The sequence below is a fragment of the Flavobacterium sp. CS20 genome (genome assembly GCF_018080005.1).
Classification (GTDB): domain Bacteria; phylum Bacteroidota; class Bacteroidia; order Flavobacteriales; family Flavobacteriaceae; genus Psychroflexus.
In genome coordinates this window covers 1,415,504-1,434,426 of sequence record NZ_CP073015.1, presented here as the reverse complement: position 1 = coordinate 1,434,426, position 18,923 = coordinate 1,415,504, and the positions used below count along the sequence as shown (strand labels likewise).

Annotated in this window: 14 protein-coding genes and 2 pseudogenes; 3 read left to right on the top strand and 13 right to left on the bottom strand. The window is 32.3% G+C overall.

Annotated elements, in window-relative coordinates; genetic code table 11:
- The first annotated feature begins 1 nt into the window (after position 1).
- Complete coding sequence (locus tag IGB25_RS06725) at positions 2-2,434, top strand: glycoside hydrolase family 3 protein (RefSeq protein WP_211066712.1); 2,433 nt, start codon at positions 2-4, stop codon at positions 2,432-2,434.
- Between the two features lie 234 nt (positions 2,435-2,668).
- Here the strand turns inward: IGB25_RS06725 and IGB25_RS06720 are convergent.
- From IGB25_RS06720 to IGB25_RS06690, 7 genes and pseudogenes are all read right to left on the bottom strand, one after another.
- Positions 2,669-3,523, bottom strand: a pseudogene (locus IGB25_RS06720) (type IV toxin-antitoxin system AbiEi family antitoxin).
- A 548-nt stretch (positions 3,524-4,071) separates the two neighbouring features.
- Positions 4,072-4,712 (bottom strand): annotated as a pseudogene (locus IGB25_RS06715) (DUF6266 family protein).
- Positions 4,713-4,800: 88 nt separating this feature from the next.
- Positions 4,801-5,274 (bottom strand): hypothetical protein, encoded by a 474-nt coding sequence (locus IGB25_RS06710; protein WP_211066711.1) that lies wholly within the window; start codon positions 5,272-5,274, stop codon positions 4,801-4,803.
- A 246-nt stretch (positions 5,275-5,520) separates the two neighbouring features.
- Complete coding sequence (locus IGB25_RS06705) at positions 5,521-5,817, bottom strand: helix-turn-helix domain-containing protein (protein WP_125466304.1); 297 nt, start codon at positions 5,815-5,817, stop codon at positions 5,521-5,523.
- A gap of 835 nt (positions 5,818-6,652) precedes the next feature.
- Positions 6,653-7,504, bottom strand: a complete 852-nt coding sequence (locus tag IGB25_RS06700; RefSeq protein WP_211066710.1) for a nucleotidyl transferase AbiEii/AbiGii toxin family protein — start codon at positions 7,502-7,504, stop codon at positions 6,653-6,655.
- Positions 7,505-8,308 (bottom strand): type IV toxin-antitoxin system AbiEi family antitoxin, encoded by an 804-nt coding sequence (locus IGB25_RS06695; RefSeq protein ID WP_211066709.1) that lies wholly within the window; start codon positions 8,306-8,308, stop codon positions 7,505-7,507.
- Positions 8,309-8,486: 178 nt separating this feature from the next.
- A complete protein-coding gene (locus IGB25_RS06690; RefSeq protein WP_211066708.1) occupies positions 8,487-9,101 on the bottom strand; it encodes a master DNA invertase Mpi family serine-type recombinase in 615 nt (204 codons plus the stop codon).
- A gap of 94 nt (positions 9,102-9,195) precedes the next feature.
- Here IGB25_RS06690 and IGB25_RS06685 point away from each other — a divergent pair, with 94 nt between their 5' ends.
- Positions 9,196-9,999: an Eco57I restriction-modification methylase domain-containing protein gene (locus IGB25_RS06685; RefSeq protein ID WP_211066707.1), complete on the top strand. Its 804-nt coding sequence runs from the start codon at positions 9,196-9,198 to the stop codon at positions 9,997-9,999.
- Here the strand turns inward: IGB25_RS06685 and IGB25_RS14855 are convergent.
- Genes IGB25_RS14855 through tnpB form a run of 3 tightly spaced genes read right to left on the bottom strand, consistent with a single transcriptional unit; the run spans position 9,990 to position 11,865 of the window.
- Positions 9,990-10,919 carry an IS66 family transposase gene (locus tag IGB25_RS14855; protein ID WP_247653722.1) on the bottom strand — a complete coding sequence of 310 codons (930 nt, stop codon included), beginning with the start codon at positions 10,917-10,919 and terminating at the stop codon, positions 9,990-9,992. The two genes, IGB25_RS06685 and IGB25_RS14855, sit on opposite strands and share 10 nt — an antisense overlap.
- 50 nt (positions 10,920-10,969) lie before the next feature.
- Complete coding sequence (locus IGB25_RS14850) at positions 10,970-11,473, bottom strand: IS66 family transposase zinc-finger binding domain-containing protein (protein ID WP_247653660.1); 504 nt, start codon at positions 11,471-11,473, stop codon at positions 10,970-10,972.
- 41 nt (positions 11,474-11,514) lie between these two features.
- Positions 11,515-11,865, bottom strand: a complete 351-nt coding sequence (gene tnpB / locus IGB25_RS06675; RefSeq protein WP_211064502.1) for an IS66 family insertion sequence element accessory protein TnpB — start codon at positions 11,863-11,865, stop codon at positions 11,515-11,517.
- A 71-nt stretch (positions 11,866-11,936) separates the two neighbouring features.
- Here tnpB and IGB25_RS15150 point away from each other — a divergent pair, with 71 nt between their 5' ends.
- A complete protein-coding gene (locus tag IGB25_RS15150; RefSeq protein WP_211066870.1) occupies positions 11,937-12,545 on the top strand; it encodes a TaqI-like C-terminal specificity domain-containing protein in 609 nt (202 codons plus the stop codon).
- On the opposite strand, the gene IGB25_RS06665 is transcribed toward IGB25_RS15150, so the two are convergent.
- From IGB25_RS06665 to IGB25_RS06655, 3 genes are read right to left on the bottom strand one after another with little or no spacing between them, the layout of a single operon-like run.
- Positions 12,542-13,573 (bottom strand): TaqI-like C-terminal specificity domain-containing protein, encoded by a 1,032-nt coding sequence (locus tag IGB25_RS06665; protein ID WP_211066706.1) that lies wholly within the window; start codon positions 13,571-13,573, stop codon positions 12,542-12,544. The genes IGB25_RS15150 and IGB25_RS06665 overlap by 4 nt on opposite strands.
- Positions 13,574-13,607: 34 nt before the next feature.
- Complete coding sequence (locus IGB25_RS06660; RefSeq protein WP_211066705.1) at positions 13,608-15,773, bottom strand: Eco57I restriction-modification methylase domain-containing protein; 2,166 nt, start codon at positions 15,771-15,773, stop codon at positions 13,608-13,610.
- Entirely contained in the window at positions 15,773-18,889 is a 3,117-nt protein-coding gene (locus tag IGB25_RS06655; RefSeq protein WP_247653656.1) for a helicase-related protein, read from the bottom strand. Before IGB25_RS06655 ends, IGB25_RS06660 begins: the two co-directional genes overlap by 1 nt.
- Between the last annotated feature and the right edge of the window lie 34 nt (positions 18,890-18,923).

Here is an 18,923-nt window from a genome sequence, read left to right as displayed (position 1 = left end):
TATGAATTACAAACAAATTTTAATCTTAATCTTTATTATGGCTTTAAGTAAATCATTTACTTCTTGCGATTCAAAAAACAAAAACGCCAAAGCCGAATTCAATTCGTCTGATGTCATCAAAAAAATGAACGTTAAAGAGAAAGCCCAATTAGTGGTTGGCACAGGAATGTATCTCCCATTACCTGATTCTATTCTAAAACAATTGCCTATAGAATTGAAGGATAGACTTGACTATAATTCAGAATATGGCAAAATGGTCAAAAAAATTCGTCAATATTTGCCAGGTTCTGCTGGTGTAACTGCCGAGTTTCCTCAATATGGCATTACCAGTCAAACCCTTGCAGATGGTCCAGCGGGTTTAAGGATTTTACCAACTCGAGAAGGTCAGGAAGGTACGTTTTACGCCACAGCATTTCCAATAGGCACTTTACTGGCATCGACTTGGAACAAAGAATTAGTAAACAAAGTTGGACATGCCATGGGCGAAGAAGTTTTAGAATACGGTGCAGATGTTTTGTTAGCTCCAGCACTTAATCTGCAACGTGATCCTTTAAACGGCAGAAATTTTGAATACTATTCTGAAGATCCATTAGTGTCAGGTAAAACAGCTTCGGCTATGATTAATGGCATCCAGTCTAATGGCGTTGGCACTTCTGTTAAGCATTTTGCTGTCAATAATCAAGAAACCAACCGAATGACGGTTAATACCATTCTGTCAGAACGGGCTTTGCGCGAATTGTATTTAAGAGGTTTTGAAATTGCCGTGAAAGAAGCCAAACCTTGGACAGTGATGTCGTCTTACAACAAAGTCAATGGCAAATATACTTCAGAAGATAAAGACTTATTGACTACTATTTTACGAGACGAATGGGGTTTTGATGGCTACGTCATGACTGATTGGGGCGGTGGAAGCGATATTGTAGCTCAGCTCAAATCAGGTAATGATATGATTCAACCTGGCTCACCCGAACAAATTGACGAAGTGGTCAATGCCGTTAAAAAAGGCGATTTAAAAGAAAGTGAATTAGATAAAAATGTAGAGCGAATTTTAGACGTTATGCAAAAAACGCCTAGATTTAAAGGTTATGAACCTACAAATCAACCCGACTTAAAAGCTCATGCCAAAGTTGCTAGACAAGCCGCAACCGAAGGTATGGTTTTGCTTGAAAATAAAGACAAAGCCTTACCCTTAAATCAATCCATTCAAAATATTGCTGCATTTGGTGCTAATTCTTATGACTTTATTTCAGGCGGAACAGGAAGTGGTGATGTCAATGAAGCCTATACCGTATCGCTGATAGAAGGTCTGGAAAATGCCAATTATAATATGAATGATGAATTGAAAAAGATTTATCAAAACTATATCACAGAAACTGAAAAAAACCAACCACCACCAGAAAATCAATTAACAGCTTTACTCGGTGGCAAATTGCCTATTCCTGAAATGCAATTAGATAAAGCAGTTGCTAAAAAAATGGCTAAAAAATCTGATATAGCTTTGATTACTATTGGCAGAAATGCAGGTGAAGGTGAAGATCGGAAAGCTGAAGCTGGTGATTTCTACCTCACAGACATAGAAAAATCAATGATAAAAAATGTCAGCGAAGCTTTTCACGCTCAAGGCAAAAAAGCTATTGTAATTTTGAATATTGCTGGCGTAATAGAAACAGCGTCTTGGAAAAACATTCCTGATGCTATTTTATGCACGTGGTTACCTGGTCAAGAAGCAGGTGATGCAGTGGTTGATGTATTAAGTGGAAAAACAAATCCTTCGGGTAAACTGGCGACTACGTTTCCAAAACTTTACAAAGACACCTCAACCTCAGACTATTTTCCAGGTTATGCTGTAGAAGGTGATGCTGATGATAAGCAAGATGAGTCTGGGTTTTCATTTATGAAGCGTGAGCCTTGGGAAGTGGTTTATCAAGAGGACATTTTTGTAGGTTATCGGTATTTTCAAACATTTGATGTTCCTGTTTCTTACGAATTTGGCTATGGTCAATCTTACACGAGCTTTGAATATGACAATTTAAAATTAGATAAAACCAATTTTAAAGATAATTTAAAAATAACAGTAAATATTAAAAACACAGGTGAAGTCAGCGGAAAAGAAGTGGTTCAAGTTTATGTTTCTGCACCCAATGGCAAACTGATAAAACCCAAATCTGAACTTGTTGCTTTTGGTAAAACCAAATCTTTAGAACCTGGTCAATCTGAAACCTTAAGCTTTGACATTTCTGCTAAAGACCTCGCTTCTTTTGATGAAGACAACTCTGCATGGCTTGTTGAAGCTGGCGATTATGTGTTAAAAGTTGGAGCCTCTTCAGAAGATATCAAATTAGAGCAAAACTTTAAGGTAAATCAAGACATTATTGTTGAAGAAGTTCATAAGGTAATGACTCCAAAACAAGAGATTGAAGTGTTGAGACCATAGATGGCGTCAAATGCTAATGGTTTTATTGAGTTAAACCCAAATTATTCAATGGAAAATTTTTGTAGGTCGGTTTTTTCGTTTCTAACTCATAAAATGTCACTTTTCATTAAATGAAATTCAAAATTTCCAAAATCTCGAGCTGTCGCCCCAATGACAAAAAAGGAAATACCCCATGCTTTGAAATAGTCGGTTAATTCTTGTAAAATAGGTTTTAATAGTGGATGATTAAATTTTTTACTGGATATGCTGTAGCTCATTGTCAAATATTTGGTTAGCTGTTTCTACATTTCTGCCATATTTACTGTTGATTAAATCGGAATAAACTAATAGTGTGGGTGCAATGTTTTGATTAGACTTATGGCTTGGTCAAAATTTTTGTCTTATTTCTACATTGCCGTTTTTATCTGGTATGAATTTTAGGGTTTTAGCTATTTCTGGCAATTCTAAATTACTGTAGATTATAAACTCTTGAGGTTTTAAATTTTCAGTTAATAAAGCACCTGCTGGTTCGCCACTCCAAAGGATATCACCTGAATTTTGATGGATTAAAGCATTTTTCCATTTTTTTTCGGCATTGGTATCAATGAATTTCATTTTACTTCTAAAGATGCGAGGCTTTAAAACCGTATTGAACTCGACTATCCATCGCTCTAAAAGTTCTTTTTGGTGTTTTAGGACTCTTTTATCCTTAGTCTTAATTAAAAAATTTAAGTCTTCAAGTTCAGCTAATACATTGCTAACAGAACCTATTGAGATATTAATTTTTTGGGCAATTTCTCTATATGAATTTTGTAAATTTTGTGGGTTATTTAAAAGATGGAAAATAATTTTTATACCTGCTTCTTGGAATGCTCTAGACTGATTGGTATGTTGTTTTAGTGTTCTTTTTTGACCTCCTACATAAATAATTAAATCATATTCTCTTATAAAAGCATTTCCAGCAGTATCTAAATAATTAAAGCCTCTTTCCTTGAGTTGGCTTGCTCCTTCTTTAGAGATGTAGTCGGCAATAAAGATTATTGGTCTATTGCTTATATTTCTTAAATCTTCTAATTGTGACAGTATAAACCCTTGGTTAGATGCTCGCATAACTGATTTTGCCATAACGATAAACTGTGTATCTTTTATTTTTAAAATAGCATCATATTTAGCTCTCGAAGTCTCAATATCTATTGATATACCAGAGAGGCTTTCTAAGTTTGCTACTGCTTCATAAATAAAATCATTGTTTTTATACATCATATATGTTCATTATTTATTAACGTTCAGTGACAATGAACATACAAATATAATGAACGTTTCTTTTAATACTAACATTTCAACTTTATTATTCAGCATAAAAATTTTTCTAAGTCAGAGTGTCATTATTCACAAACCCTCGTCAAAACTATGTTTTGGTCGGCTATTATGGAGGGATTATGCTCTAATGTATAATTTGGGTTTAAATTGGTGTTATTTCCCAATACAATATGTAATTTTTCTTGTATTTATTGGGGTTAGAACATTTGGGCAACAAATAGGATACAAAAAACACCTAAAAAGGGTAAATTAAGGGCAATTATTAATAAATTCAATTACGAATATAGCATAAAAAAACCACTCATAAAGAGTGGTTTCATACATAAAAACATCAACCGTTAATTAGCTATTCCAGAGCCTAAATAAACGCTGTTTGACACTGTATTACCTTCAGCAGTAATAAATGCCATAAAAAGCTCGACTGTATCACCTGCATAGGTACTTGGAATTGTAATGATTTGAGATCCTACAGTTCTATCAGCACCATCAAGAATATACATTGATTCCTTTTTACTTGGATTGTAAACTAAAATCATTGCTTTATCAGTTGCATTTGCATTACCTTCAGCAGAGTTATCATCCCAAGTAAATTCTACTTGTCCCGCAGTTGCTAAATCTGTTGCAGGGTTCAATGCTCCAGATAGATTACCTCTACTTAATAAAGCTAAAGAATAATCTACAGTAAAGTTTGGTGCGACTCCTGTAATCGCATTATTCAATACATAAGACATTCTGCATTAAACTCTGTTTTTTGCACCGCATAAGATTTATACCCTTTCTTGATAAAACCTAAATTCGGTTGTAGATACTCCAAAGTAACAGTAAACTTGTTTCTTTGGTTAACTTGTCCTTCTGTTCGTGGATTTGCCACATTTGAAGGCTTAATTCTCAAATAGTCAATACCTTTCCAAGAAGCACCAACTACGTTTCCTACTTTACCTGATACACCGCCCAGGATTCCTTGTGAAATAACACCCATTGTATATAAAATTTAAAATTAATACTTGTTCGAAGTTGGTACGGACTTGGTACGGTCTTTAACCAACACAAGTAATATATGGCAAATACTATGCTAATAGATTGATTTGGTTTTTGTTGCCCTTTGTTGCCCGATTTTGCTTTTTAGAAAATAGATTTTGTATGTATGACACTTTTAAATCTGCCATTTTTGAAATTACTTTTTGAAGTTCAGCTTCTTTTTTACAAATTGCTGACACTATATTAATATGCTTTTGTAACTCAAATTCATTACTTAACAACGAGGTATAACTATTATTTAAGGTGTTTCTACAATCATCTATTGAGATAAACGGAATAACACTCCCTTTTAAATAATAAGCATAAAAACCGCCTATTTGCAACATCATTGATAAATGGTAAAGGGTGTGCTTTTCTTCTTCGGTTGATGTAGATACAACAAAACAATTAGGACAAGGATTTATTAAAGGCTTTCCGCTGTTTTGCCCTTTGTTCAGGATAAAAAAATGAGGTTGCGAGTAGATTCTTCCGATTTGGTGTGTTTTTAGTTCAAAAGTTGACATAGCTATCCAATTTAAAATTGCTTCGCTACGCTTCGCACCATTAATTTTTTAAAAGAAAAACAATAAAAAAAGAAAGCCTAATGCTCTTGTGGCGTGGATAAGGCTGTCAAGGTTTTTGGATAAAAGTTTTTTGAGATTAATTGTTTAATGATTGTGAAAAATGCTTTTGAAAAAAGTTTTATTCAAAACCCGTAGGGCGTGACCTTTATAGCCTTGCGCGTTGGCTGTGGTAGCCACATATATTTGCTACCTTTTTTTATTTATTTTTTGTTGTTCTAAAACATCTAATATGTCTTGTTTTTTGTAAAAAATTCTGTTGCCCATACGAATTGGATTTAAAATGCCGTGTTTATTCCAGGAATGTATTGTTACTAAACTTATCCTTAAATAATCGGCTACTTCTTGTCTTGTTAGGATTTCATCATTTTGTTTTTTAGATAATTCTTTAAGGTAGTTTTCAATTTTAAACATTAGTTTATCTGCTACCGCATCTGCTAATTCATCTATTGTAACCTCTGTGATTTGAATTGTTTTTGTAATCATCTTGTTTTCTTTTTAGGTAATTGATTTCCACTTTTTGGGGCATAAACTCTTAAAAAAATAGGTTATCACCAATTTGAGCATTGGATGAAGCGGTTGTATGGGTAGCGTTTTAAATAGTTGTTTGATAAAACAGCATTTAAACAAGCTACTTATACAGGACTTTTAGGCAATAGCTTTTTGTTTTTTTGAGGTACGAGAAAAAGCAATATGCTATGGCGTATTACTACATTTTATGAACCTATTTTTTTAAAACCGCTGACTTGGGTGGCGGGGAAAAGTGGTCTTTTATATTTGTTAATGATATGAAACAAACAAAGACTTGAGGTAAGGAATACTTGGACTTAACGATGGTTTTGTGCGACTTGAATGAGATAACGAATATGCTTCATTTTAATCTAAAATTTCAAATGGCTATTGTTTAAATATAGTTCGGATTTTTATTGAAAGTTCGGGTGTGAGCGTGGGAAAAGCGGCTATTTTACATAATGGCGTTATAACTACAGCTTTGGTGATGCGGTGGGTGTAGCGTCTGCTATTATAACAGCGCATTATGTAAACATAGCTTGGGGTGGTTTTTGGTGTGTGCGTTGGCAACAGCTCTTTGCTTTTTTATTATACCACTTTTTAAAATATACCCTTAAATAAAATAAGCAATGTGCTGTGTGCGGGTTGGCAACCAAAAAACACAAGTGTGGTGGTAAGCGGAACAGCCCAAAAGACAGGGGCTTTTTTTGAAAACTCTTATAGTAAAATTATAAATTCGTTTTAAAAAAAATCTGGGTTTTGGGCTGTGTGGAATTAGTCAACTATATTTTCTAATATAGATATATCATTATTAACTTAAATACTGTTTGATTCTTTCTGCTACTGTTTCAATGATTTCATCTGCTTCGGGTTGATGTCCTTCTGTAATTTGATGTGCTACACTAGTTTTCCACGCTCGTTTTACATTGAGGAGTTTAGATTCGTCTATTAAATCCTCGGGGGATTGATACTCCAGATTTTTATGCTCCATTTTTTTAAGGAAAATAGGAATAATCGTTTCCCAGTCTTTTTTGGTAAACTTTTCTGTTAAATGATATAAATCGTAAAAGTCTCTTGGAGCTGTATAAGACCGCTGTTTTAATGCTCGTAATTTTTCTGCTACTACCTCATTAATGCTATAACAATTGCTTTGTTTTTCGCCCGTTAGCTCATCAGAATACGGATGCATAATAGCCTTTGTTTCTGTATCCAATAACAATACCTCATCAGTACTTATTTCAAGCTTTATTTTGGTATGCCATCGATTGGACGGTAACGGGCGTTGGTTTTTAGAGTGATTAGCTCCCCAATATTTTATGTACACTTGGTAGCCTTTGGGATCATCTTTGAATAGTAAAGGTTTTACTTTATCTACACTAAATTGAATCCCTGTTCTTTCTTCTGTGGTTTTAGCTATGCTTTGTACTGTTTTTTGGTCTAATACAAAATTTTTATTCAATGCTGTAAAATCCAAGTCTTCTGAAAATCGGTAGTTTTTGATATAGCATTTGCGTAGGCAAGTTCCACCTTTAAAGACTACATCGTCTTTGTAATGGTCTACAAAGACCGATAAAAAATGTCCTAATACATAATCTTTATCTACTGTATCCGGTGGCACTTTCCATTCTTGAACTTTTTCAATTATTTCTTTTTGTAAAATCATTTAATATTCGGTTTGTGCCATTTGTAATAAGCTTTCTTTACTACTATTTAAGCGTAATTTCCATTCGCTTACAAACTCGCCTTCTTCTATACCTCCGGCATCTATTAAACTATATCGTTTATTCACCTGTGTTTTGGCATAATTGATAAAACTTTGTAGCTTTTCTTTATGAAACAAGGAAGCCAGATATCCTAATCGCTTTGTCAAGGCAATATTGTTATAGGTTTTGGTGTATTCTATTAGTTTATTGTTGGTTATTTTTGCATTAGCAAAGGCTTTTATAAGGTCTGCGAAATCACCTGCATAACGAGGTTGGTCAAAACAATCTACTAAAGTCATTTCTACATCTGTTATGGAAAAACTATCGTCTCCATAGCCTTCTTGTATAATACCTATATTTTTTGTTGCTTTTACACTTACAAATTTTATGGTAGAACCTAATATTTGTGTTTCTCGTTTGCGTTGGGTGGTTTTTACAAATACCGTATTAGGAAAACGCTCTGTTAGCCCGTGATGGTATAAAGCCGACCAGTAGGCAATACTACTGTTTTGGCTTATAAAGGTTGCCAATACATTCACATTGTTGTAGTTAGGTTTAGCGTATACCCCTCTTTCAATACGCACTAACAACTCTTTTTGGTATAGGTTTTCTACTAACTCATTTACATTATCGGTTAGATTTACAGAAAGTTGAGTAGTCAAGTCTTTTAAGTTGAAGTATAGTATTTCATTATCTTCTAAATACTTCAATAGAGCTATTTGGTCTTCATTTAAATTTTCTGATATATACGTACTTTTTGCCATATCTTAACATTACCTTTTATGTCGCAATAAACCCTAAAAATAGGGGTCTATTGTTACACGAATGGTAAAGGTAGTTTATTTATTTTAAAAATACCTGCTTCTAATAACAAATCTCTACCTTTTATGTAACAATAAGACTTAAAAAGTGAGTCTTTTTGGTACGTGATTGGTAACATCGTTACAGTAACTCTTTAGTTTCCAACTGATGCTCTTTTACAAATTTAGATACCGTTAATCTGTGTACGTTTAAGATTCTCCCAATAGCACTATAAGATACTTTTTTATCTAGCAACTTTTTTATTTGCTTTTCTTTTCCGGTTAATTTAGTTTTTGAAGATTTACTTCCTTTAGGGCGACCTAGAATTACACCTTCTGCTTTTTTTCTAGCGAGTGCTTCTTTTGTACGTTGGGAAATGAGGTTTCGTTCTATTTCTGCTGATAAACCAAATGCAAATGCCAATACTTTTGAATTGATATTATTCCCTAACTCATAATGCTCTTTTATAGTATAAACCTTAATGTCCTTTTCCATACAATCGTGTAAAATTTTCATTATTTGCATTAAGTTTCTACCCATTCTGGACAACTCGGTAACAATTAGTTGGTCTCCTTTTTGCATTTTATTGAGGAGTTTTCCAAATTTTCTATCTTCAAGTCGCTCAATAGAGCTAATTTTTTCCTCTATCCATTTATTGATTTCTATATCTCTTGATTCTGCAAAATTCTTAATCTCAAAGCGTTGGTTTTTTACGGTTTGCCGTTCTGTACTGACTCTTATGTATGCGTAATTCATAGTCTGGTGTTGGTTAAAGTAATTGTTTACATTAATAGTAAACAAATTTAGTCGATAAAAACGATGCGTTTTTTATCGTGGTTTAAATTCGGCTATGGGGTTTGATATAATTATAGGCAACCCTCCATACATTAAGGAATACACAAACAGAACAGCTTTTAATGGTTTTAGAGAACAATCCCCTTATTACCAAGGTAAAATGGATATTTGGTATGGTTTTGCCTGTAAAGGAATTGATTTATTAAAAGAAAATGGCGTAGAGTGCTTTATAGCCCAGAACAATTGGATTACAAGTGCTGGAGCTTCTATTTTCAGAAATAAAATACTCCAAGAGACCAAAATAAAACTATTCACAGATTTTTGGAATTACAAGGTGTTTAAAACTGCTGGTATACAAACAATGGTCTATTTACTAAAAAAAGAAATACCTAATAGCACTTATCCTTTGAAGTACTCTTTACTCAAAGACGATACGATTAAGGAGAAAGAGTTAGAACATTTCTTAAACTTTAAAAATGATACAGGAGTTGATGAAAAATATACATTAGATTTTGACAGTACCCTATATTATGATAGTCTAATCACTTTTAACAACCCTAAAATTGATAATGTTCTTAACTCAATACTTGAAAATGAAATTGATTATTTGACCTCTGATGAAATAGCACAAGGTATTGTTTATCCTCAAGACAAATTAAATCAAAAAAATGCAAATAAATTAGGTGATGACTTCAGTGTAAATGATGGAATTTTTCAGATTAGTGAGAGAGAATTAAATAATCTAAATTTAAATAATGATGAATATCAGCTTATAAAACCATTTTACTCGACTTCTGAATTATATAAATATTATGGAGATAATAAAGTATCCCCACGAGCAACTACATGTTATTTATGATTTTGTATCCAATTATTAGGGAGTAATTCTTCAAGTTTTTGAATATTATAATCTGGTATTTTTTCAAGTACGTCTTTCAACCATTCTTGTGGGTTTACATTATTGATTTTACAACTGGCAAATAAAGAGTACATTATAGCAATGTTCTGAGCTCCCTTATGTGATCCAGCAAAAAGATAATTTTTTCTTCCTAGTGCAAGCGGACGTATGGCGTTTTCAATTAGATTATTGTCTAACTCTAATCTCGGATCTAATGTAATGGCTTTTATTTTTGGATATTGATTGAGGTAATAACTCATAGCTTTACCTACTGCACTTTTAGGTAATACCTTTATGCTTTGTGCTTCTATCCAAGTTTTTATTTGCTCAAGTTTTGGAGCTATTTTTTCTTCTCGTAACTTTTGCTTGAGTGCTAAGTCTTCTTTTGCTATTTTTTTTATTTCTCTTTCTTCGAGATATATTTTTTGAATTTGTTCAAGAATTTTATTTACTATAGTTGAGTCATTGTCTTTTGCATCAAAGAATTTTCTTCGAGCATGTGCCAAACATCCTACTAATGTAATACCTTGTTGTTGCCCAATTTTATCATATACTTGGTAGCCATCGCATTGCAAATAGCCTTGGTAATTGAGTAATATCTCTTTAGGACCGTGTTGCCCACGTCCTTTGTGATAATTGAATAATACAAGACCTTGCAAGGGGTTGCGATATACCCATTGGTAACCTTGGTGGGTGCTTCCTTTTTTGTCTTTGTCTAATACTTTAATCGGGGATTCATCTGCTTGTATGTAATCGGATTCTAATATTTTTTGTTTTAAGGTATTGTATAGCGGATCTAATAGTTGACAACAGCTATCAACCCAATCGCACATTGTGCTTTGAGCTACTTCCCAACCAAATTCTCTTTTGAAACGTCGAATTTGTCTGTATAAAGGTAAATGGTCAACAAATTTAGCCGTTAATATATAGGCTAACAGGAAGCTTCAACTATTGATTTTGGGATAGGACGAGTAGGTAACTCACCTATGATTATTTTGTCCTTACTTTTATTGGCGTATTTTGGTCGTATCGTGCGTCTTTTTATTAAGCTTGCTGGGGTATATTCTAAGGTTTCTGAAACTTCTTCTCCAATTTTCACCAAATCTTCTGTATCTTCTTTTGGCTCAATGATAACTTCTTTTACTGGTAGATGTTCAGGTAGTTTATTACGCCCATGGTGTTTTTTCTTCTTACGATTGTAAGTTATAGTCTGCGATGGTTCTTCTTCTGACGCTTCTATCTCTTGGTTGGTATCTGAAAACAGATTGAATTGCTCATTAGATACTTCATTAGAAACAAAGCGTTCAGACTTGAAGCCGTTAATGAGTTTTACAAGCTGATCTAATTGAGCTTGTAGTGATGCATTTTTTGCTTTTAGATTTTTTATAAAAATGCTGTTTTCTTCGTTTTTTTTGAGTAATTCTTGATACGTCATCACGATATAAAAATACGTAAAATATCAGTAATGACAAAGCTTTATACAGCTTTTTGTTGTTCTTTTTGTGTTAAATTTCCTATGGTTATGCCATCAAAAAGTAAGACTAATTGAGCATAATCTAAAATGATACTTCGCACAGATTTTTCATAATCAGGAAGTGTAAAAGTTCCTTTTTCAAGTCGTTTGTAATACAATATAAAGCCACCAGTACGCCATTGCAAAATCTTTATCTTATTGCGTAGCTTGTTGACAAACAAATAAGCTGTTCCACTAGTTGGGTTTGCTTTAAGTTCTGTTTTTACAATACCTGATAGGCTGTCAAAACTCTTTCGCATGTCGGTTGGTTCTAAGTATAACTCAAATTTGAGTGTGTCATGTAATGTTAACATAGTTGATGTTTTTTAAGACATCAAATCTATGCTCAAATTATTATGTGTCAAATATGTAGTTAGTCGGTGGGATACATAATAAAAACAAAGAGTGGATTATTTATACAAAATCTGATATAAAAAACAACATTGATTCATACCCTAATATTAAACACCATTTAGATAAGTATTCGGATATTATAACATCAGATAACAAACCTTATGGCTTACATCGGGCAAGAAATGAAGAGTTTTTTAAAGGCGAAAAAATAATATCATTAAGAAAAAATCATCAACCTTGTTTTACTTATACTGATTTCGATTGTTATGTAACACAGACTTTTTACTCTATCAAACCCCATACATTTAATCTAAAATATTTAACCGCACTTTTAAATTCAAAGCTCATTGCTTTTTGGTTACGCTACAAAGGGAAAATGCAGGGAAACAACTATCAAATTGATAAAGAACCTTTGGTAAATATTCCAATTATTAATACACCTGAAAAAACAGTAAACTTACTATCAAATATGGTTGCAGAAATTTTAGACAAAAAATCTAAAAACGAAGATACCCTGCATTTAGAGCAGGAGATAGACAATATAATATACCGACTTTATAACTTAACCTACGATAATGTAAAAATCATTGATGATAAATTTCCGTTATCACAACAGGAGTATGAAAGCATTGCAATTTAATCTTTAAGACCTTCAATAATCGCAATTTCGTCAATTTCTTTAAGTTTATTTAGGCTTTTATACAATTGATGATGTTTGTTGTTCAATCGGTAAAAAACAGTTGTTATAATTTCTTCTTTTTGCGTATTTGACATAGATTCGGTAAACTTTGGCAACTCGCCTAAATGCTCTATTATGGTACAATTATGTTTTTGTGAAAGCTCTGGTAAGTATAATTCATATATAATCGCATCTATAATTCCTTCAATAAGTCTTTCTATTTCAGATACTTTATTCTTACCATAAGATTTTTGTTTTTCTACACCTATAATCCAATGTAGATATCTTGATAGTTTAGTTAATATTGATTGCTTATCAAAATTTACCTCAACAATTGGAAATGATTCTATAGTTGATTTATTTATTGCAAGATAGCCTCCTGCCAAATGTTTGTCTTTAAATTTATTTCTAAAATAATAAGACAAATATCTACTGTTAAGAATAGCTGTTAAAGCATAAGGTTCAAATTCTCCGAAATCATAAATACCATAAACACCAACTCCAAGTCCTAAAGGTTTAGTTGTATAGACTGCTTCTACCACTTTTGTCATTCCAGCTATTACAATTTTAGGTTTATTCCAAAAAGACCATTTTGATTCAGCCAGATCAGGTGTTTTTGTAACATAAGCTTCTGAATAACGCCTTTTCATAAATTGAACATCTTCATTATTAAACTTATACCTATCAACATTTCCACTAACGGTAAAGGGAATAGAGCCCAATAACCTTTCTTCTATTACATTTTTTTTGAGCTGTTGAGCTTGAAAACCAGTAGCTCCAGAGCTGATTTTCACACCAGAATCAACTAATGATTTATAATTTGGCATTTGTTTCACTTTTTTAAAAACGCCGTATTTTAAATCAGAAAAATGGTTTAGATAATATTCGACAAAACTAGTGTTAGTGCTATCTTTTTTGGCATTCCCTAAAATAATAATAGGATATACTCCTTTTATCCACAATAACTTCAAAATATCCATGTATTTCATACCTCCATACCTTGTTTTGTAATACGCTTCATAGTTACCGTATTTTATTTCTGAAAATGAATTCCTTAACGTAAGGCGGATTGCCTATCACAATATCAAACCCCATAGCCGAATTTAAACCACCGTTTTTTTGTAACATTGGATTTAGGATTTCAGGGAAGTCCAATCGCCAATCAAAATGGTTAAATGGTTTATTGTTTTGCTTTAATTCTTTAATTTTTTGTTGGGTGCGTTTCCAACCTTCAGTCTCCAACCATTTTTCGGTTTCTTTTTTGGTTAATTTTTTGCCTGCTTGCTTTTGATATCCTTTGGTTTCAATCATCAATGCCAGTTGCTTTGAAAGAATATCTAATTTTAAGTCCCTAATTTCTTTTTTTAAAGTCGATTTTTCATTGGCATCTGCTGTAAAAAAATCTTTTTGTTTTTCTGAAATTTTATTTAACAGTTCTGTTTTTTCGTTAATCAATTCTTGGGCAAACAAGCCTTCTTTAGTGTCGTCTGTACTCCAGTCTATTTCAATAATTTCGTCCTCAAATTTGCCTACTAATGAATTTCCAACCACAATTTTATAGGCTAAATTAGGTAATGGTTTGGGCTCTTCTTCATCAACAATTAAACTCAACCAAAAACGCAGTTGTGCAATATCTACCGCTCCTTTTTCTATATCTACACCATAAATAGAGTTTTGTATAATGTTTTCTTTTACAGTTGCGGGACTCCAAACTTTAAAACCTAAATCGAAAGCTATGCGTTCTTTTAGGGCAAATATTTCTTGTAGCAAGCCCATAGGGAATGCACCGGAACCAATAGCAGGGTCACATATTTTTACCTTGTCTAGAAGATTATTGATTTCGTTAAGTTGTACATTTGTTAAAGCTTCTTTATCCTTTTGTTTTACAAATTGACTAACTCCTTGCTTGGTTCCGTCACCTAAATGAGTTACTAAATACTCAATTAAGGATTCTTGTGTCATATACTGCACAATTTCCTTTGGGGTATAGAAAGCTCCTTTGTCTTTATTGTCTTCAAGTAGATTTTCAAAAATATGGTCGAGCATTTCAGGGTCAACCGCGACGGTATGTTCTTCGGGACTGTTTTCGTATATAGTGAAATTAAAACGGTTAAAAAATTCGAATAAATCTGTAAACAACTCACTTGGAAACACCAAATGGTCAAATTTTTCAGATTCCTTTTCAAACAGCCCCCCATTTAAATAAGGTATTTTAACGATTGAACCATCAGGCATAGTAAAATTATCATTATTCCTTTTTTGGTTTAAAGTATCGTAGAATAGTTTAGATAGCCAAAGCGGATAAAAGTTATCATTTTCACCAGCTTGTTTATAAAAATTTTGAATGAAGTTTTTATCTCCATTACCTTCTTTATAATTGATGTTTGTAGCACCTAACCATCCCTTTTTCTGAATGAAGTATAAGAACACTATTTGCCCTAATAACTTTTTACAAAAGTCACGAGCATCCTTTTTATTGCCATCAAAAACCGAAGCTAAAAACGGTGAAGGGTTTTGTACTTTAATTAACTCATACTTACTCCCTTTTTTTTGAAACTCTTCACTAAGAAGATATTTCACAAATTTCGCATAGTGGGTTTCCCTATACTCATCAAAGAACTCTTTAGACATTGCCTCTACAGCAAAAGCTTCTTGAATATCTTTTACCTTTATTTGAAATTTACTGTCTAGTTCTTGAAAACGATCTATGGCCGTGCGATACGTTTCCTCTTTATCGCCAAACACATAGGTGTAGCGTTTTGGGTTGGTTTCTTTTGTTTGAACTTGACCGTCTTCAAAAAAACTATCATAAGCAATGAATGAAAACCGCCAGTGTTTTTCAACTGTATTCTCATATTTAAAAGTTGCAAATACGGCATTATTACCTATAATTAGTTTTTTAACCAATGCACCTAAACCTACACGAGCAATTTTCACCTGTCTAAAATCTTCAACGGTTACTTCATAAAGTTCAATTTTTCTATCATCGTGGGTTTTAAATTCGCCATACTTGACCACTTTTTTTGCCGTACGTTTTTCGGTGTCGGTTAATTCTACTTCTTGTTCGCCATCAGCATCATATAAAACAAAATCCTTAACCGATTTAAGAAATATAGGCTTTAATATATTTTCTTCGAATGAAGCACGATTATAATCTGAAGTAAATACTTGTGATAAGATATTTTCCATTATTTAGTTTCGATGTAAGATTCTGAAATAACAATTTGAGGTTTACTGAAAAGTGATGTTCTTTGTCGCTTTATTCTTGCTGTATCACTAAAATTCATAGTTTTTAATACATCATTGAATAAGTTGTCAATTACTTTTTGGGGGTCATTTTCGGTATTTGATTTGAAAAATCTATGTAATTTATTAGGCAATTGTCTATGAGACCCTTTGTAGATTTCATCTAATGCTCTTTGTAATTGATTTTTGATAAATTCATTTTCTGCCACACCAATAAAAAATTCTAAATCTGTAATAACTTTCTTTTCAGTAGCCGACAATTGAGCTTTTGTTACATTTTTAGTTTCAATATTTTTAGCAACTGTTTTGAAGTGTGTTAAGGCTTTTGTTACTTGTTTATGATGATTCTCTGGTAGTTTTACAGCTTTCTCTTTAACACTTGCTTTAAATATTTTAGCCGCATTTACAAAAGTAAGTTCGTGAACTATATTGTTTTCATCAGTCTTGTAAAATACCCCTGGGTGTCCTTCACTTTTTATATAGGTTATTGAAGCGTTATCAACATTAATAAAAGAATCAATATTACTTGATTTACGAGCAATACGAGACTTTTTAGGAATGCTTTTTATTTGATTGAACTTATTAATGTTTTTCTTTTTATACTCTCTTAATTCTTGCAAAAACAACAGGGTTTCATTGACTTCCTCTTTTAGTTTAGACCCATACAAACCAGCTTCTCCAACTTCCTCCAATTGTGAATAAATTTGACTATCCTCCCCAAACGCACTATGGAATGCTTGCAATTTTTTAATGGCAGTATTGGTCAATTTTATTTGATTGTCTGATTTGTCTGATGGATAAAAATTAAAAACGTGTATTTCTTTGGCTTCTGTACCAATACGGTTAACCCGCCCAATACGTTGCATTAAACGGGTTGAGTTCCAAGGAACATCATAGTTAACAATGACATTAGAACGATGTAAATTAATACCTTCTGCTAACACTTCTGTCGTGAATATAATATTGTAATCGTTTTTCCAACTTGCTTTGTCTTGATTGGCATCAAAGTTTTCTAATATAATCGGGAACTTATCTTTACGGTTTGCCGCACTAATAGTCAATATTTTATTGACACCTATTTCTTGTAGCGTTTTACTAACATACCCAATAGTTTCTTTAGATTCAGAGAACACCACTAATTTTCCTGAATGATTGTTTTTTTTGTTTAGGAATTTAGATTTTAAATCTGCAATAAACTTATCTAATTTAGGATCATAGTCTATTTTAGCCCATTGGTCTACCAAATCCTTGATTTTTTTTTCATCCGTTTTTAATAACTCAATGAAATCTTCTTTAAAATCTTCTGCAATATAAATTTGATTATTACCTCCTTTGTGGTTGATTTTCTCTTCTAAAGCCTCTTCGTTTCCTTCATTCAAATATTTATTCACATCAATATCTGGTGCAACATAGACTTTATCATCTTCAAACATTTTAATCATATGCTCTGTATTTTTATGAAGCCTTGATAAGGACATTTTAAAAGCATAAAAACTGCTCTCTAAACGTTTTACCAATAAGGTTTTCATTATGGCAGATAATCTGTTTGAAATAGAAGTAACATCACCGTAGCGTTTTCTATCTTCTTCATTTATTAAATATTCAATTGCCCTATATCGATAAAACCCAATACCATCAACGGTATTACGATTTTCATCCATAGAGGTAAGCATTGTAATAGTCGTATCAAACAAGACACTTAATGCATCATCAAATTTATATTTGACTTCATTAGGTGGGTTTATTTTAGGAAAAATAATGCCCTGTTCTTTAATGTCTTTTTTAAAATCTTTATTGTTTTCAATATCAGTCCTACTCCTTCTAATTACCAAAGGTTCAATAACTTTATCCCTTATTTTATCGAATATTGCTTTTACCTTTTCGATATTGAGCATATTATCCTTTTTTAATTCATCGTACTCATCTTTTAAAGGTTGAAAAAATGCTTGCAAGTCCTTCACACTAGGTAATGTAGCATTTCTTTTATCTTGGAATAAATAAATTTGATTTTCAATATCAGAAGGGTGATTATTTAAAGGTGTTGCAGAAAGTAACATTACTTTTTTACGTGTATCACCATTAGAACCAGGTATTCGTCTATCTGTTTTAGTTATGGTTTGTAGTTTCTCATACATATTAGAAGTATCACTTCTAAATTTATGAGCTTCATCAATAATAATTAAATCATACTCATTAGGATTAGGATAATTTAAATATTTATCTTCTAACACTTTATGTAAGCTCCCTGTGGAAATAAAATAAGTATTATTTTCTATATGAAAATCTTTAATTGTTTTTTTCCAGTTATCTTCCAAAGCTGGTGGATAGACAATTAGAATTTTAGAGTGGTACCCATTTTCAAAGACAAACTTCTTTGCAATAATTGAAGCGACAATTGTCTTACCTAAACCAACAACATCAGCTAAAAAGAAGCCATTATATTTCATCAATTTTTCATAGCCTTCAATGGCCGCTTCTGATTGATATGTTAATCTTTTGTATTTGTCAGGGAGTAGTAAATCTATATTTGTTGGGTCATACTCAATTCGTTTACCGAAATATTCTATTAATAATTTAATGTAAAGCTCAAAAGGTGTGAAATTGTCATTTAGATAGGTTTCTTTTTGCAAATTAGAAATATCTACAGGTAAAATATCTATTGATTCACTCCATAATAATTCAAACTCTTCTGAAGCAAAGCGTATATCGTCGTAGTCTCTTAATTCAACATTAAATTCATAATTAGACTTTTCACGAGAACCCAAACCAGATTCCGTAAGATTGGAAGAGCCTGTAATAACACTACCTGTTGAATATTCATTAAAATCTTTTGGTTTAAAGATGTAAATTTTAGCGTGTAAGTTTTTTTCAGGATGAGCTTTGATTGTTATCTTCTTATTGACAATGTCTTTTATAAATTGTACTATACCATCTTCAATATCTTTAGAATAATCAGCTTCTTGAATATCTTCTTTAAGTTTTTTTATAAACTCATCTTTTGTCTCTTGAGGGTTTATTATATCTTGCTGACCTAAAGAATGATATTTTTCTAAAACCATATCAACGTTTATTCCTACTAAAATTCTAATCTCT